The organism is Actinokineospora sp. HUAS TT18, from assembly GCF_051364635.1.
Taxonomy (GTDB): domain Bacteria; phylum Actinomycetota; class Actinomycetes; order Mycobacteriales; family Pseudonocardiaceae; genus Actinokineospora.
Window position 1 is genome coordinate 605,064 of sequence record NZ_CP195645.1, and the last position, 13,705, is coordinate 618,768.

Consider the following 13,705-nt stretch of genomic DNA (forward strand, 5'->3'; position numbering starts at 1 on the left):
CGACGCTAGAAACCCGGCGGAGGGCGAGAAATCCCGGAATTGTGGGATGCCCGCCGCAGGCGCCGGGGCGCATACTCGATCCATGTGGGAGGGACTGGCGCTCAGCGCGCGGCGGGACATCGCCGCGCTGGCCAAGTCGGGCCTCGGCGTGGCCGAACTGCACGCCGCGGCGATCGAGCTGGTCGACCGGGTGGTGCCGACCGAGCTGACGTGCTGGGCGTCGATGGACCCGGACACGACCGTCATCAGCTCGATGACCAGCGGATCCGCGCGCATCCCCCAGCAATATGAGCCGCTGCTCGCGGGCTACGAGTACGACGGCGCCGAGCCGCACACCTTCGCCGAACTGGCCCAGCGGCCGGTCCCGGTGGCCCGCCTGTCCGACCTCGAACGCGAGACCATCGAGCGCAGCGGCCGGGTCAACGAGGTCTGGCGGCCCCTCGGCCTCGGCCACGAGCTGCGCGCGGTGTTCCGGGTCGACGGCACGAGCTGGGGCGCGGCGGGCATGGTCCGGCGCGGCGACTTCAGCGACCGCGAGGTCGAGTTCGTCACCTCCGTGGCCCCCGCCCTGGCCACCGCCACCCGCCTGGCCTTCCGCTCGGGCGCGTCCCGGCCGCGCGGCGCGCCCGCGATCGTCGTGGTGACCCTGTCCGGCGAGCCCAGGGCGGCCACCGCCGCGGTCGACGCCTGGCGGGCCGAACTGGACGAGGTCGCCCCCGGCCGCTTCGGCGTGATGCTGCGCGCGGTCGTCGTCGGCGCCCGGGCCTCGGCGTCCGGCACCTTCCGCGCCCGGGTGCGCGACGCGGCGGGCGGGTGGATCCTGCTGCAGGCCGACCGGCTCATCGCCGGTGAGGACGCCGACGAGACCGTGGTGACCATCGAACGCGCGGCGGGGGCGGAGCTGATGGGCCTGCTGTTCGCCGCCTACGGCCTGACCACGCGCGAACGCGAGGTCTGCCACGAGGTGATCGGCGGACGCTCCACTTCGGACATCGCCAACCGGCTCGCGATCTCGGCGCACACCGTGCAGGACCACCTGAAGTCGGTGTTCGGCAAGGTCGACGTCCGCAGCCGCGGCGAACTGGTCGCCAAGCTGTGCCCCGAGGACTACGCGCGCGTGTAGCGGTGTTTGACGCCGACGGGGAAGTAGTCGGGGTCGCCGGTTTCCCTGAGCACGACGCGGGGGAGTTGGCGTTCGGCGGGGACGTAGTGGGCGAACTCGCTGTTGAGGCGCAGCAGCTGTGTGCGGATGGCCTCGGCGATCACTTGGGCGTCGGCGGTCTTGCCCGGCGCGAGTTCGACGGTGACCTGGAGGTGGGTGTTCTCGTCGTCGTCGGCGACGGTTCGCAGGACGAACTTGCCGGTCACCCAGTCGCTGATGCCGGGCTGCTCCAAGCCGACCGTGACGTTCTCGGGGTAGATGTTCGCGCCGAAGAACGACACGGTGAACAGGGACCGGCCGAAGACGTAGACGAACGGCTGGTCGTCGAACTCGGCGGTGAAACCGTTCCTGGCGCAGAACTCTCGCATGTCCACTGAGGACACGACGCCGCCGTTGTCAGCGATGTGGTAGCGAATGAGCGGGGCGCCGTTGTCGCCGGAGAAGAGCAAGGTGCCCTTGGGCGTGGTCTCGAAGTAGCGGCTGGTCGGGTCGTACTGGACCAGGGTCGGCAGCCTGGAGTCGCCGAAGAGTTCACGCGCGAGGTCGGGGCGGGTGGCCAGGAAGCGGCGGATGCTGATGGAGAGTGGCGTCTCGTTGCCGAGCACCCCGGCGTCGGCGGTGCCGTAGAGGGAGGCGGTGTCGGTGACCGGGTCGGCCATCCCGAGCCGGGTGCCGACCAGGTCGCGCCACTCCTCGCTGAACACCTCACCCGCGAGCACCAGCTTTGTCGAGTGCCAGTCCGTGCCGCTGTCGACCACGTCCTTGATGAAGGGCGGATAGCCCAGAAGGACGACCTGGTCGAAGTGGTGGGCGAGTTCGGGGAGGACGCGCAGGATCTCGGCCTTGTTGTTGCCGGGGGCCACGACGGTGATCGGGTAGCCCTTGGCGGCGAGGTGCTGGACGCAGGCGGTCGTGAACAGCCCGCCGACCCACGTGCCGAGCGGAAAGCACACGACGGCGAGGGTGCTGCGTTCGTGGGCGTCGAAGCCGCGGAAGACCTGCTCGAAGCGGCGGGTGATGTGCAGTTCGTCGGTCAGGGATCGGGGCCAGACGGTGGGGTGGCCGCTGGAGCCGGAGGAGACGGCGACCATGTCGCACCCGTCGAGCCTGCCGTCACGGCACAGTTCGGGGAGCGGGTAGCGGCGGTGGTAGTTCTCTTTGTCGATCAGCGGCAACCGCCGGAAGTCGTCCATGGTGACGACGTCGGCCGGGTCGATCCCGTGCTCGGCCAGGAACTTCCGGTAGGCGGGGACGGTCGACGCGACCTGGTGGAACAGGTCGAGCACCGACCCGTCGGCTCGCGTCCCCGCGAAGAAAGCCTCGAACCCCTGGATCACCTGCGCGGCGCGGTTGTTGTCCACGCGGCCAGCCTAGAGTGGCCTCCGTGAACGATCACGTAGTCACGATCCGGAAGATGGCCGGGTTGGCCACGCCGATGACCCTGCGGGTCGCGGTGACCCTGGGCCTGCCGGACCGCCTGCGCGAGAGCGCGACCGCTGATCAGCTCGCGGCAGACCTCGACCTGGCGCCGGTCGCGCTCCAACTACTTCTGAACCACCTGCTGACCCTCGGGATCATCGAGCAGACGCCCACCGGCTACCGGACCACCGATCTCGGCGCGACCCTCCGCACGGATGCCGACAACGGTCTGACCAACTTCCTGCACCTGGACATGGCGGGGGGCCGCGCGGAACTGGCGTTCGTCGAACTCCTGCACAGCGTCACCACCGGCCAGGCAGGCTACACGCGGCGCTACGGCGTGGACTTCTGGGCCGACCTCGCCGAACAACCGCACCTCCGCGCGTCGTTCGACCAGCAGATGACCGACCGGTTCCGGTCGCAGCTCCCAAGCATCGTCGCGGGCTACGACTGGGGCCGTTTCACCACGATCGTCGACGTCGGCGGCGGCAACGGCACCGTGCTCGCCGCGATCCTGGCCGCGCATCCGGGGACCCGCGGCCACCTGGTCGACCTCGACCCGACCGCCACCGAGGCCGCCCGCCTCTTCAGCGCACGCGACCTGGACGCGCAGGCCACGGCGGGAAGCATCTTCGATCCTTTGCCCGCCGGGGCGGACGCCTACCTGTTGTCCGACATCCTCCACAACTGGGACGACGAACACGCGCACCGGATCCTGGCCCGCTGCGCCGAGGCCGTCGACTCGACCGGTTGCATCCTGGTCGTCGAACCGGTGGGCGGCCGGATGGCCGCCACCGAGTTCGACCTCGCCATGCTCGCGATCTTCGGCGGCCGCGAACGCACCGTCGACGAGTTCCGCGCCCTCGCCTCAGTGCACGGACTGGCCCTCGACACCGTGACCGACCTGACCGACGAGCGCTGCCTCCTGGAGTTCCGCCTTTCTTGATCAAACCTCGCCCGCGACCCTTGTCGCGCGGCTATCTTGGTGTCGAATCACCGGCTGTCAGGAGGTCGTGTGTCGCTCCCCCCGCCGAGTCAAGTCGAGCAAGTCGATCCCGCCATCAAGGCCGCGCGGATCACCCGGACCGGGGCGGTGATCGCCGCGGTCGTGGCCGCGCTGATCACCGGCACGGCCACTGGCCTCGGCGCCTATTTCGCGGGGCGCAAGGAGGGGGTCTCCGCCGCGACACCCTCCACCGTCACCTCCATCGTGACGGTGTCCGCTCCCGCGGGCCGCGGTACGGCCGGGACCAGCGCGTCGTCGTCTGGTTCGAGTGTCTCGACTCGGCCCGGCGAGACCTCGGTGTTGGACTTGGAGCCGATCGAGACCGGCGGTGTGCAGGCCATCGAGTCTCAGAAGATCAACACCGAGCAGCACGACCGGGTCATCGCCCACCGCTTGGGCGACTGCAAGGTCTATCCGCTCACCGAGAACTCAGCGTTCCGCACGTATCAGGTTGATCGTCGATTCACTCGGCTCCAGGCACGAGTCGGCCTTGGTGACACCTCGGCCAGTGGCGCTGTCGCCGAGTTCTGGGTAAGTGTCGACGGCAGACGGGTGGGGTCGTCGACCGTCCATGTCGGGGTCGGCGAGGTCAAGTCGATCGACGTGGATGTCTCAGGGGCGTTCCGTGTCGCCATCTCCGTGGTTCGGACGATTCCGGCAGGTGTGTCCTCATGTCTGGGCGCGCCGTTCGTGACCGCCGCGTGGATCGAGCCTGTGCTTCGCTAGACCCCGATCTTGTGCCAAGGCCCCCAGATCGCGAAAGTCATGCCCCGGTTCGCCTGGATGTTGACGAACAGGGTGTGGCCGTCGGGGCTGAAGGTCGACCCCGCGAACTCGTCGTTGAAGCGCGGTGTCCCCGTGCTGCTCACCAGCCGGTTGAGGGCGATGTCGAACAACTGACCGCCGCGGGTCAGGCCGCGGATGTAGTTGTCGTTGACGTTGTCCTCGCACACCACGAGCGTGCCGCGCTTGCTGGTGGTGACGTTGTCCGGGAAGTCCAGCACGTCCGCCCCCGGCGACTGGAACTGCAGCCGCAGCATCTTCGACCTGGTGTGGTACGCCCAGATCTGGCCGCTGCCGTTGCCGTACCCGTCGGCGATCGGGCCGATCGACGTCTCCGCCGGGCCGCCGCCCTGAGTGGAGGTGAAGTACACGACCTCGTTGTCGTAGGCCGATCCCTCCAGTCGGGAGAAGAACGCCGCGCCCTGCGCCCAGCCCTGGCGGGCGACGTGTGTCAGCGCCGTGTCGTTCGGGGTCGGGGCGACCACCCCGGGCGTGTACGGGAAGCTTGGGGCCGGGTCGTCGATGTCCACCCAGTCCACTTTGTACGTCGCGTGCGGGTCCTGCGACGCTGCCAGGTTGGCGTTCGCGATTCCCTTGACGCGCAGCATCTGCAGGCGGCCATCGTTGTCGAGCCTGCCCGTGCGGAGCGGGTTCCGCTTCGGCTTGTAGCGGTAGAACCCGGACGGGAAGCCGAAATCGTCCTCGGTCAGGTACAGGTACCCGTCCTTCGGGTCGTACGCGACCGATTCGTGGGCGAAGCGGCCCGCCGCGGTGATCGGCTGCCGGTCGGACTCGCCGGACGAGGGGACGTCGAAGATGAAGCCGTGCCGCTGGGTCAGCGCGATGTTCGGGGCGCCGGTGAAGTCGGGGCCTACATCCGGGCCGTTGACCGTCTCCTCGCAGGTGACCCACGAACCCCACGGCATCTGTCCGCCCGAGCAGTTCATCTGGGTGCCGTTGAGGCTCGTGTACGAGCGCACGACCTCGCCGAACCGGGTCACCTCGACGGTCGTCGTGCCGCCCTGCGCCATCGGGTCGTAAGCCTTCGCCGGGTTGCCGAACGCCGGACCCGCGTTGTTGATCTCGTGGTTGCGGACCAGCACGTAGTTGGCCCCCGCCGCGAACGCGCCCATGCCGTCGTGGCGGCCGGGCAGGACCGTCTTGTCGTCGAGGACCACCTGGGACTCGGTGTCGTGGAATGAGCGGTACTGGAAGCCCTTCGGCAGCCAGAGCCGCACTTTGCCGTCCCGGAGGTCCGGGATCGGGCCGAGTTCGTGGGCCGCGGCCGGGTCGGCCGACGCGCGGGCAGCGAAACCGGCGAAGGGGCCGCCGAGCAGTGCGCCCGCGACAGCCCCGCGCAGAACGGAACGTCGATCCATTTCCACCATCGACCGATCGTGCACCGCACGTCGCCGGTCGGCAACCGGTCGTTCGCCCCCAGTTTCCGATACGTGAGGGTTAGTCAAGTTAGGCCATTCGGTGGGTAATTGTCCGGCTGCGCACAGCGATCCGTGGTCCTGGAGTCGTCCATCTGGTTTGGCTACGGCCTGCTAGCGTGACTTCCCCAGTGGACTGAGGGGGTCTGGTGAGGCGTTTCGCGCTGGTCGTGGCGTTGCTGGCGTCCGGACTGACCGGCGTCGCCCACGCCGACACCGTCCCCAAGATCGTCTACGTGGGCGACTCGGTCGCCGCCCAGAACGCGCCCGCCCTGTCCGCGGCCCTAGGGGCTGAGTTCTACGACGCCTCACTCGGCGGCACGGGGATCTGCGACTACCTGGCGGGTGAACCGACCTGGCTGCCCGCGTCCGCCAAGCTCGGGAGCCTCGTCCGGGACCAGCGGCCCGACCTGGTGATCCTTCAGTTCTGGGGCAACGACTACTACTCGCCGTGCGTGTCCCCGCTCCGCCGCGGCGAACAGGCCTTCTACGACAACTCCGACCTTACCGCTCTGACCAGCCACTATGGAGTTTGTGATCTTGCTGGGCCGTCGTCAGGCCGTGTCGGAGGTCGAGGCCGGGGCGGTCGGGTTGGCCGGACTGGGGCGGGGTTTGAAGACCTTGTCTGACGCTGCGCGTGCTCGCCGGTAGCTGGAGGGGACGAGGTGGGTGTAGATCCGCAGTGTGTAGCCGGGGTCGGAGTGGCCGAGGAACTCTGACACCTCCTTGATCGAGACGCCGTCTGCCAGGAGGTTCGAGGCGTAGAAGTGGCGCATGGCGTGCATGCCGTCGCGGCGGGTCGGGGTGCATGTGGTGGCCACGGCTGGGCGCCAGATGTCCTCGTTGAGGTCGTAGTTCTTCCACACCCGGTGAACCCACTTGCTGCGGTAGCGGCGCGCAGGGTCGTACTCCTTGGTGACGATCAGACGAGCGGTCACCAGTTCGCCGGTCGGTTTGTCCCAGGGCAGTGTCAGGCTCACCGGCTCGAACGCGTCGAGGTGGTCATCTATGGCCGCCAGGACGCCGTCACCGATGGGAACCTCTCGGGATTTGCCGCCCTTGGGGAGTGCGAAGACCGGGATCTGTCCGTGCCATTTGATCTGCCGTTGAACGGTGACGATCTTTTCGTCCCGGTTGATGTCGTCGGGGGACAGGGCGAAGATCTCCATTTGTCGCAGGCCGAGTCCGCCGCCGATGGGGACGATGACTTTGTATCGGTGCGGTAGGGCGAGCTGGACGCCGTGCAGTCGGGACGTGGTCCAGGGGATGATGCGGCGTTCCTCCGGTTTGGGTCCCTTGATGCTCTTGGCTTTGCATGGGTTGGTGCGGATCTTGCGGTCTTCAACCGCGCCGGACAGGATCGCCGAGAGCAGCCCGAACGCGGTGAACTGGTAGGAGCGCATGCGCGGTGTCGCGGCCATCCATGCGATCCATTCCCGGACCTTGTCGGTGGTGATCGCGTCCAGGGCGATTTCCTTGCCGAAGAACGGCCAGATCATCCCGTTGAGTCGACTGTCCACACTGGCCACGGTGTTGACGTCCTGTGATTGGCCGTTGCGCCACGACTTGGTGTACGCGTCCAGCGTGATCTTTCCTGCGTCGGGGTCGAGGTAGGTACCGGTCAGGACGTCGGTTTGCATCTTGGCCAGGAATGCTTTCGCCCGGTCGAGTTTCTTGTCTGGAAAGGACTCTGACTTCTCCTGTCCGTCCACGTAGTACTTGACCTTGTAGCGCATCCCCTTGCCGTAGAGGTCTGTTCGTTCTCGAACCGGCCGGCCCGAGGCAGTGAAGACGAACTTGCCGTTCTCGTCCTTCTTGTTGCGGTACCAGCGGTCTTGAACGTGTCCAGCCATGACGATCTCCATTCCGGTTCGGGTTGCTGAAAGTCCTAGGCAGCGAGGTCAGTGCCGTTGTCGATCCAGTCGATGACGTCGGCCGGTTGGTAGCGGACGTGCTTGCCCATGCGCTTGAAGGCCGGGCCGATGCCCTTATGTCGCCACTCGCGCAGGGTCTTCGGGGGCAGTTTCAGGAACGCCGCCAAGTCGTCGGTGTCCCAGAGCGGCGCCCAGTTCGCTTCGTGGTGCGTGGTCATTCGAGGTCCCCCCTCGGTTAGTCAGGCCGCCATCGGTGGAGTTGCTGAAACATCGGGCAGGCCCCCGCCGCCCCCAGTGCTGTTGCGCCCGCCATCCGGTGGGTCTGCCATGGCCAGCCGCGCCCGGTCGTACTCGGCGCGCCAGGTGATGCGTTCGGCGATGGAGCGCATGAGCAGGTGCGCCCGTGGTGGCGCGTTGCGGTCCCCGGGATCGACGGTGCGCCACACGTAGCGGTCCGGGGCCGGGGTGTCTTTGACGATGCCCACGGCCGCCAGGGCGCCACGGACGAACCCGACCCGGTCCGTCTTGTGTTCGGCGACGGTCTTGCCGGACCACTTGCGCGACACCAGCACCCGCCGACCGGGCAGCCCGAGCGTGGTGCGTCGGTGCGCGCGGCCCTTGCAGTGGCCCGGGGTGGTCCGCGACGTCACGCCCAAGGGTTGGATGCCGTAGAGCAACCACACCGCGCACCGGGGCGAACACGGGGTCACCGCCAGCTCAGCGTGTAGCCGGTCGTGGTGTTCGGCGTGAGCGGGGCTGGTGGAGGCGATGACCTCACCGGTGGACTTGGTGAGGTACTTGGTCAGGTAGCCGATGTGTCGCCCGGACTCCTCAGTGCCGCCCAAGATGCCCTTGGAGTGGACCTGTTCGCCGAAGCGGGCGACGTGCGCGGGCTCGTCCACCAGGTCCAGCGCGTCCGCCCAGGAGGTCAACGCTGCCCCGTTGTCGGGGTCGGTGAACGCCTCCCGGGTCGCGTCCCACACCGGCAGGTGCTTGCCGCCGTAAACCAGCTCGTCATGGTTGGGCCACCACACCTGCAGATAGGTCGCGGCCGTGACCTGGCGGATCACGTCGTGCGGGATGGAACCACGCAACGCGGTGTGCAGGTGCGGAGCAGCCCGCTTCTGCGGCTCCACGGTGGCGAAGTACTGAACGTCCCAGCCCACGACGCGACGCAGGTTCTGGTACCAGCGGTCGACCAGGGAGGCGAAATGCACCGCATCCCGAGCCGCCCGCCGATAGTCATAGGTGACCGGGTCGACCGGCACACCCTCACGGACCGGGCCGTAGGTGTCGCAGGTCAGCGTGACGAACATCGAGGGCCGGTAGCGCCCCGCGTACTCGCGGCCGACGGTGCGCTTCTCCACCTTCTTACGCGGCAGATTCGGCGCGTCCTGGCGCCGCTTCGTCGACCGCACCGGAGCCCGCGTAGCCACAGCGTCGGGCGAGGGCAGACGACCACGCACCCCGAGATCCCGCAGCTCCCCATCAACCGAGGCGATCTCATCGCGCAGCTCGTCCGCCTCACCATCCGCGCCCTCACCGACCGCCGTCTGATAGGCGGTGACCAAGGTGGCGCGGTACTCCATCAACCCGACCTGATCCACGGTCGGGGCCAGGCGGGTGATGTCGGGTTCGGTGTCGCGGTGCCAACCCTCCCGGCACTGCGTCATCCGCAACTTGCGTGCTTTGGCCGCGCAGGTGGGACACACCGACTCCACGGTCGACCCGCAGTCCTTGGCGACGTAGGTCAGTTCCCCGGTGACGGTGTCGCCGCGTTCCATCACGAAGGGCCGCACACACGCCCCGTGTTTCTCCGCCGCCGCCCGCAGCACCTCAGCCGACAGCGGGGCGATCGTCTTGCCGGCCGGGCCGGGCACCACCAGGGCATCCGGGGAGCAAGCCGCGGTGGCTTCCGGCTGTTCTTGCTGGTCAACGGCGTGTGCCGTGTCGGTCGTGGTCATGCGCATGCCTCCTCGCCGGCTGTCCAGGCGCGCAGCAGTCCCAGGCCGAGCGGACGGCGAGCACTGGGGGCCAGGCCGAGGCCGTGCGGGTAGTCGACGGGTGCGAACACGCGGACCGGGGTGCCGTCGGTGAGCTGACCGGACACCGACACGTGCATGGTGTGGGAGTCGTCGCCGCCGTGACGCCACGCCTCACAGGCCACCCGGTCCAAGGTGTCCACCCACGCCAGCAGCGCGCCCGCCAGGCCGCGAAGGGTGTACTCGGAGTCCAGTTGGAACGACACTGCCTTTCCGCCGTCGACTGTGGCGCACACGGTGGTGACCACGGGTGCGGGCAACTCGGCGAACACGTCGAGGTGTTCGGCCACTGCGGCGAGCACGGCCGCCGATCCAACCGTCGCGCCATCGGGGGTCGTGGTGTTCAGAGTGGTGGTCATGCCGCCGTACCTCCATCGTTGGTGGTGTCGCCAGAGTTGTTGTCAGGGAACGCAATGACCGTCGCCGACGAGTTGGTGACGTAGTGGACAAGCTCAGTCAGGTTCGTGTCGGTCGGGTAGAACGCCCGCGCCCGGACCGGAGCCCGCTTGCCGTCCTCTTTGATCCACGCCACACCGGGAGTGGACTCGGGGATCTCGTGCGCGTTGGCCCCGCGTGCCCGGACACCGTCGCCGAGGACCATGTCGACCTGCACCGCCTCGTCCAGGCGCAGCGCGATCTTGGTGCCGAACAGGTTGCGGAACGGCACGATCTCTTTGCGCGGGTCCTGCACCAGCGCCAGCACGGCCACACCGGGTGCGCGGCCCTGTGAGGTGATGGTTTGCAGGGCCGCTTGCGCGCGTTCCCGCAGGCGCTTGTCGGTCTGGTAGGCGATCACGTCCGCCAGCTCATCCACCACCAGGAGCAGGAAGGGCTCACCCGACGAGAGCGACCAGGACCGCAGCACACCCCGGAACCGCGCGGCCCGTGCCCGCACCTCCTCGGCGATCTCTTCCAGCAGCTCTACCGCCGCGACGCCGTTGTCATAGGCGACCTTGGTGAACAGCTCCGGGGCCTGCCCCAACTCCATACCGCCCTTGGGGTCGATCCCGAACACCCGAACGGCACCGGACCGGATCATCGAGGCCAGCGCCCACAACACCGCCCACAACACCGAGCCCTTACCCGCCCCCTGCACACCGACCGCCAGGATCTGTCCACCTTGGAGCCGTAGCGCCCACGGCTTGCCTGTCTCGGTACGGCCGATGACGACCTTGCGCAGGTCCACCGACTTACCCTCACCCTCAGGCAGCGCCGGGGCGGGCAGCACCGTGGCCAACGGGTCGGAGTGGATCAGGTCCAGCTCGATCACACCGGGCTTGACCACGCGGACCCGACACGAGGAGGCGCCGAACGAGTGCGCCAGACCGGAGGCGTGTGCCTCCCACTGTTCCGGGGACTGGCCCTTGATCATGCGAACGCGGACCTTGTCCCGCCACCCCTCCGACCTGGTGCGCCGAAGCCGGGGCAGGTGTTCCTTGCCCCGCGCGGTTCCGGTCAGGTTCGACAGGCGCATGACACTGCGCCACTGTTGCGTGTAGACGGCCACGCGGCGGAACTCCGTGCGCACCCACCGGACACGCCGGTAGAAGCTGTCCCGCCCACGCAGCCACCAGACGAACCCAGCGACCCCGAGCGCGAGCACTAGGCCGCCGAGCCACCACCGGCCACCCACCGCGTACACGGCCGCCGCGAACAGCCCGAGCGTGACCGTGGTCGGGTAGTACCAGCACAATCGGGCGAGCTTGACCAGGCCCCACACCAGCAGGCCGACCAGGACCACCGGGGCCAGGACCAGCTTGACCTTGCCCGGAAGCATCGTCCACCACGGCAGCCGAGGCCGCGCCACCTCCAGGGGTGCCGGGTCGACCCACCGGGAACCCTTGCCCCCGTTCACCAGCCACCCCGCGAATCGGCATCGCCCGACCGCCGAATTACAGGGAACTCCAACGCCAACGCCCCAGAGCACTTGGCGCACTCGGTATCCCCCGGCAGCAGCCGAGCGAACTTCTTGCACGCCTTGCAGCGCGTTCGGGTGACCCCACTTGCGGGGGCAATCCCCTTGTGCCATATGCTTTCCATGTCTGATCCCCTTGGATTGGACCTCAGGCACAGAAGCGGTAGCCGCCAAGCATAAGCCGCTTCTGTGTCTCTTCTTTTGTTGCAGCGCAACAAGGGCGCGCGGAATCGCCGCACGACCCCTGTGCGTCCCTCTGTCTAATCTGGACTTACGAGCGTGACGAGTGCACTATCGAACCGTCTCTCCTCCTCCGGTACTGCGGCCCACCGGCCAGCCACAATGCGGCCAACAACACCTCCGTCGGGTCACACCCGTACGCCTCACATATGTCCACGAACAGGCCGATCTTGGGTTCCCGTTCGCCGTGCTCAAACCGGGACAACTGCGTCCGGTTGGCCAGCACACCCCGAGTCGACATCCGCTCGGCGGCCTCAACCAACGTCAAGCCCAGGCGCAACCGCGCCCGCTTCAACTCCGAACCCAACGCCGCAGCGCGATCACCGACGCCCCGATCCACTGCCGCCCTCACCCCCACTCACCCCGCTCCGAGATGTCCGACGCGGACCCCTCCGACCGCTCGATCCGGTCGATCAGCCAGGACACGACCGGCGCGCCCAACAGAAGACACAGCAGGAACGCCAACGCGAACAACTCGAACGCGCTCATCTCGACACCTCAACCGCGGAGCCAGTACCCAGCACGGCCGCTTCATCCGCTTTCGCCTGCTTACGAGCCTCCCGCGCCTGCGCCTCACGAAGCCCCTTCTCCGCCTTCTCCGCGTTCGCGGCCTCGATCCCCGCCCACGCGATGGCTTCGTGATAGTGGTGCCGGTCCACCAACGCCACCTCCCGATACACCCGCTCCGCACGACGATGGAAGGTCACCAACACCGAGTACGACGACCCAGGCCCCGGCATCTCCCGCCCCAACACCTCATTGGCCTCAGCCAACGTCCGAACCGACGGCCGAACCATCACGCACCCCCATTCCGCCGCCGAGGCGAAACCGACCGCACGCCCACCGCCGCGTTCGCTTTGGCATTCCACTCCCGCGATTGATGTTCGAACGTCTCGGCCGCCGAGTGCACAGCCGCAAGCACCCACCACGGCAGAAACGGGGTATCGGCGATCTCCCGCCACAGCACCGCTACATCCCACGACGCCAACGCCAACGCATGCGCCGCGCCACGATCGCCGGACCCCGCCCGAGTGACTTCCTCCGAAGCGTGTTCGTACGCTCGGTACGCGGCCTGCCAACGCCCGTCCAGCTCATCCGACACGTTCACACGCACCACCTCTCCCTGCGGACCGAAGAAAGCCCAACCGGCCGCCCCGGACACACCCGAAGGCACATCCAGGGCCGCACCGGCCGGAACCTCAAACGCCGCGCTCACTCGGGTCCTCACGCGGCCTTGTTGGCGGACTCGGACTTCCCCTGCTCCTGCGCGGCCGAGGTCTTCTGCTGACCACGACCACCCGACGCACCAGCCGCCCGGAACCCAGACGCCCGGAACACGTACGACTGGTACTTGAACTCCCCGTTGCCAGCGATACGCGGTTCAGCGGTCAAGCCCTCCAACTCGATCGGACGCATCCCCGGCAACGCTTCCGCCGTGGTCGGCACCGGCTGAACCGGAGCCAGGAACGTGATCACGAACGAAGCCCGCTTCGCGTTCTGCTCGTTCGGGTCCGTCACCGTTGCCTTCCACTGCCGCAGACCCGTCACCTCGTCCAACCGCTGACGCACCGGCCGCCCGCCCGCACGGTCCTCCCGCGACTGAAACTCGTTGTCCGGCGCCACCTCACCCACCAACACCAACCCCTGCGGGAAGGCTTCCGCGAACTCGATCGGGAACCGGTGCCCCTTGGAAATCGCCATGATCTTGACCTCTCATCCGGTGCCCCACTGGGCCTGTCGCCCTGGTAGGGCCTTGTCGCGTCGCCCCCGTTTGGGCGCTTGTTGTCGTCTGGCCTTGCTTGTCGATCAGTTGGTATGCCAACCTACA

The 13,705-nt window shown here is 68.1% G+C and carries 16 protein-coding genes; 4 read left to right on the forward strand and 12 right to left on the reverse strand.

What is annotated here, in order from left to right; all coding sequences use genetic code 11:
• Nucleotides 1-82: 82 nt before the first annotated feature.
• The gene (locus ACSHT8_RS02730; protein ID WP_436497357.1) at nucleotides 83-1,123 is read left to right on the forward strand and encodes a helix-turn-helix transcriptional regulator; all 1,041 of its coding nucleotides are present in this window, start codon (nucleotides 83-85) and stop codon (nucleotides 1,121-1,123) included.
• Here ACSHT8_RS02730 and ACSHT8_RS02735 read toward each other — a convergent pair.
• Nucleotides 1,108-2,523: a phenylacetate--CoA ligase family protein gene (locus tag ACSHT8_RS02735; RefSeq protein WP_436497359.1), complete on the reverse strand. Its 1,416-nt coding sequence runs from the start codon at nucleotides 2,521-2,523 to the stop codon at nucleotides 1,108-1,110. The two genes, ACSHT8_RS02730 and ACSHT8_RS02735, sit on opposite strands and share 16 nt — an antisense overlap.
• A 23-nt stretch (nucleotides 2,524-2,546) precedes the next feature.
• On the opposite strand from ACSHT8_RS02735, the gene ACSHT8_RS02740 reads away from it, so the two are divergent.
• Both ACSHT8_RS02740 and ACSHT8_RS02745 read left to right on the forward strand, forming a co-directional pair.
• On the forward strand, nucleotides 2,547-3,527 hold the full coding sequence (locus ACSHT8_RS02740; RefSeq protein WP_436497361.1) for a methyltransferase: 981 nt from the start codon (nucleotides 2,547-2,549) through the stop codon (nucleotides 3,525-3,527).
• A gap of 69 nt (nucleotides 3,528-3,596) precedes the next feature.
• Entirely contained in the window at nucleotides 3,597-4,313 is a 717-nt protein-coding gene (locus ACSHT8_RS02745; RefSeq protein ID WP_436497363.1) for an NPCBM/NEW2 domain-containing protein, read from the forward strand.
• On the opposite strand, the gene ACSHT8_RS02750 is transcribed toward ACSHT8_RS02745, so the two are convergent.
• Nucleotides 4,310-5,758 carry a PhoX family protein gene (locus ACSHT8_RS02750; protein ID WP_436497365.1) on the reverse strand — a complete coding sequence of 483 codons (1,449 nt, stop codon included), beginning with the start codon at nucleotides 5,756-5,758 and terminating at the stop codon, nucleotides 4,310-4,312. The two genes, ACSHT8_RS02745 and ACSHT8_RS02750, sit on opposite strands and share 4 nt — an antisense overlap.
• A gap of 197 nt (nucleotides 5,759-5,955) precedes the next feature.
• Between ACSHT8_RS02750 and ACSHT8_RS02755 the strand changes: the two genes are divergently transcribed.
• The gene (locus tag ACSHT8_RS02755) at nucleotides 5,956-6,435 is read left to right on the forward strand and encodes a hypothetical protein (protein ID WP_436497366.1); all 480 of its coding nucleotides are present in this window, start codon (nucleotides 5,956-5,958) and stop codon (nucleotides 6,433-6,435) included.
• Here ACSHT8_RS02755 and ACSHT8_RS02760 read toward each other — a convergent pair.
• The 10 genes from ACSHT8_RS02760 to ACSHT8_RS02805 form a co-directional block, all read right to left on the reverse strand.
• Nucleotides 6,361-7,659 carry a tyrosine-type recombinase/integrase gene (locus ACSHT8_RS02760; protein ID WP_436492174.1) on the reverse strand — a complete coding sequence of 433 codons (1,299 nt, stop codon included), beginning with the start codon at nucleotides 7,657-7,659 and terminating at the stop codon, nucleotides 6,361-6,363. The genes ACSHT8_RS02755 and ACSHT8_RS02760 overlap by 75 nt on opposite strands.
• A gap of 35 nt (nucleotides 7,660-7,694) precedes the next feature.
• Entirely contained in the window at nucleotides 7,695-7,898 is a 204-nt protein-coding gene (locus tag ACSHT8_RS02765; protein ID WP_436492173.1) for a helix-turn-helix domain-containing protein, read from the reverse strand.
• A 21-nt stretch (nucleotides 7,899-7,919) separates the two neighbouring features.
• Nucleotides 7,920-9,644 (reverse strand): replication initiator, encoded by a 1,725-nt coding sequence (locus ACSHT8_RS02770; RefSeq protein WP_436492172.1) that lies wholly within the window; start codon nucleotides 9,642-9,644, stop codon nucleotides 7,920-7,922.
• Complete coding sequence (locus tag ACSHT8_RS02775) at nucleotides 9,641-10,081, reverse strand: hypothetical protein (RefSeq protein WP_436492171.1); 441 nt, start codon at nucleotides 10,079-10,081, stop codon at nucleotides 9,641-9,643. Before ACSHT8_RS02775 ends, ACSHT8_RS02770 begins: the two co-directional genes overlap by 4 nt.
• On the reverse strand, nucleotides 10,078-11,577 hold the full coding sequence (locus ACSHT8_RS02780; protein WP_436492170.1) for an FtsK/SpoIIIE domain-containing protein: 1,500 nt from the start codon (nucleotides 11,575-11,577) through the stop codon (nucleotides 10,078-10,080). The genes ACSHT8_RS02775 and ACSHT8_RS02780 overlap by 4 nt, the downstream gene beginning before the upstream one ends.
• Nucleotides 11,578-11,908: 331 nt before the next feature.
• Nucleotides 11,909-12,235, reverse strand: a complete 327-nt coding sequence (locus tag ACSHT8_RS02785) for a helix-turn-helix domain-containing protein (protein ID WP_436497368.1) — start codon at nucleotides 12,233-12,235, stop codon at nucleotides 11,909-11,911.
• Nucleotides 12,226-12,366, reverse strand: coding sequence for a hypothetical protein (locus ACSHT8_RS02790; RefSeq protein WP_436492168.1), 141 nt, complete (start codon nucleotides 12,364-12,366; stop codon nucleotides 12,226-12,228). The genes ACSHT8_RS02785 and ACSHT8_RS02790 overlap by 10 nt, the downstream gene beginning before the upstream one ends.
• Complete coding sequence (locus ACSHT8_RS02795) at nucleotides 12,363-12,674, reverse strand: AMED_5909 family protein (RefSeq protein WP_436492167.1); 312 nt, start codon at nucleotides 12,672-12,674, stop codon at nucleotides 12,363-12,365. The genes ACSHT8_RS02790 and ACSHT8_RS02795 overlap by 4 nt, the downstream gene beginning before the upstream one ends.
• Entirely contained in the window at nucleotides 12,674-13,093 is a 420-nt protein-coding gene (locus ACSHT8_RS02800; protein ID WP_436492166.1) for a hypothetical protein, read from the reverse strand. The genes ACSHT8_RS02795 and ACSHT8_RS02800 overlap by 1 nt, the downstream gene beginning before the upstream one ends.
• An 8-nt stretch (nucleotides 13,094-13,101) precedes the next feature.
• On the reverse strand, nucleotides 13,102-13,578 hold the full coding sequence (locus ACSHT8_RS02805) for a hypothetical protein (RefSeq protein WP_436492165.1): 477 nt from the start codon (nucleotides 13,576-13,578) through the stop codon (nucleotides 13,102-13,104).
• Between the last annotated feature and the right edge of the window lie 127 nt (nucleotides 13,579-13,705).

Coding starts and splice junctions, on each gene's coding strand:
- ACSHT8_RS02775 (WP_436492171.1), bottom strand. CDS start 10,081: ATGACCACCACTCTGAACACCACGACCCCCGATGGCGCGACGGTTGGA.
- ACSHT8_RS02750 (WP_436497365.1), bottom strand. CDS start 5,758: ATGGTGGAAATGGATCGACGTTCCGTTCTGCGCGGGGCTGTCGCGGGC.
- ACSHT8_RS02805 (WP_436492165.1), bottom strand. CDS start 13,578: ATGGCGATTTCCAAGGGGCACCGGTTCCCGATCGAGTTCGCGGAAGCC.
- ACSHT8_RS02760 (WP_436492174.1), bottom strand. CDS start 7,659: ATGGCTGGACACGTTCAAGACCGCTGGTACCGCAACAAGAAGGACGAG.
- ACSHT8_RS02795 (WP_436492167.1), bottom strand. CDS start 12,674: ATGGTTCGGCCGTCGGTTCGGACGTTGGCTGAGGCCAATGAGGTGTTG.
- ACSHT8_RS02730 (WP_436497357.1), top strand. CDS start 83: ATGTGGGAGGGACTGGCGCTCAGCGCGCGGCGGGACATCGCCGCGCTG.
- ACSHT8_RS02765 (WP_436492173.1), bottom strand. CDS start 7,898: ATGACCACGCACCACGAAGCGAACTGGGCGCCGCTCTGGGACACCGAC.
- ACSHT8_RS02790 (WP_436492168.1), bottom strand. CDS start 12,366: ATGAGCGCGTTCGAGTTGTTCGCGTTGGCGTTCCTGCTGTGTCTTCTG.
- ACSHT8_RS02770 (WP_436492172.1), bottom strand. CDS start 9,644: ATGACCACGACCGACACGGCACACGCCGTTGACCAGCAAGAACAGCCG.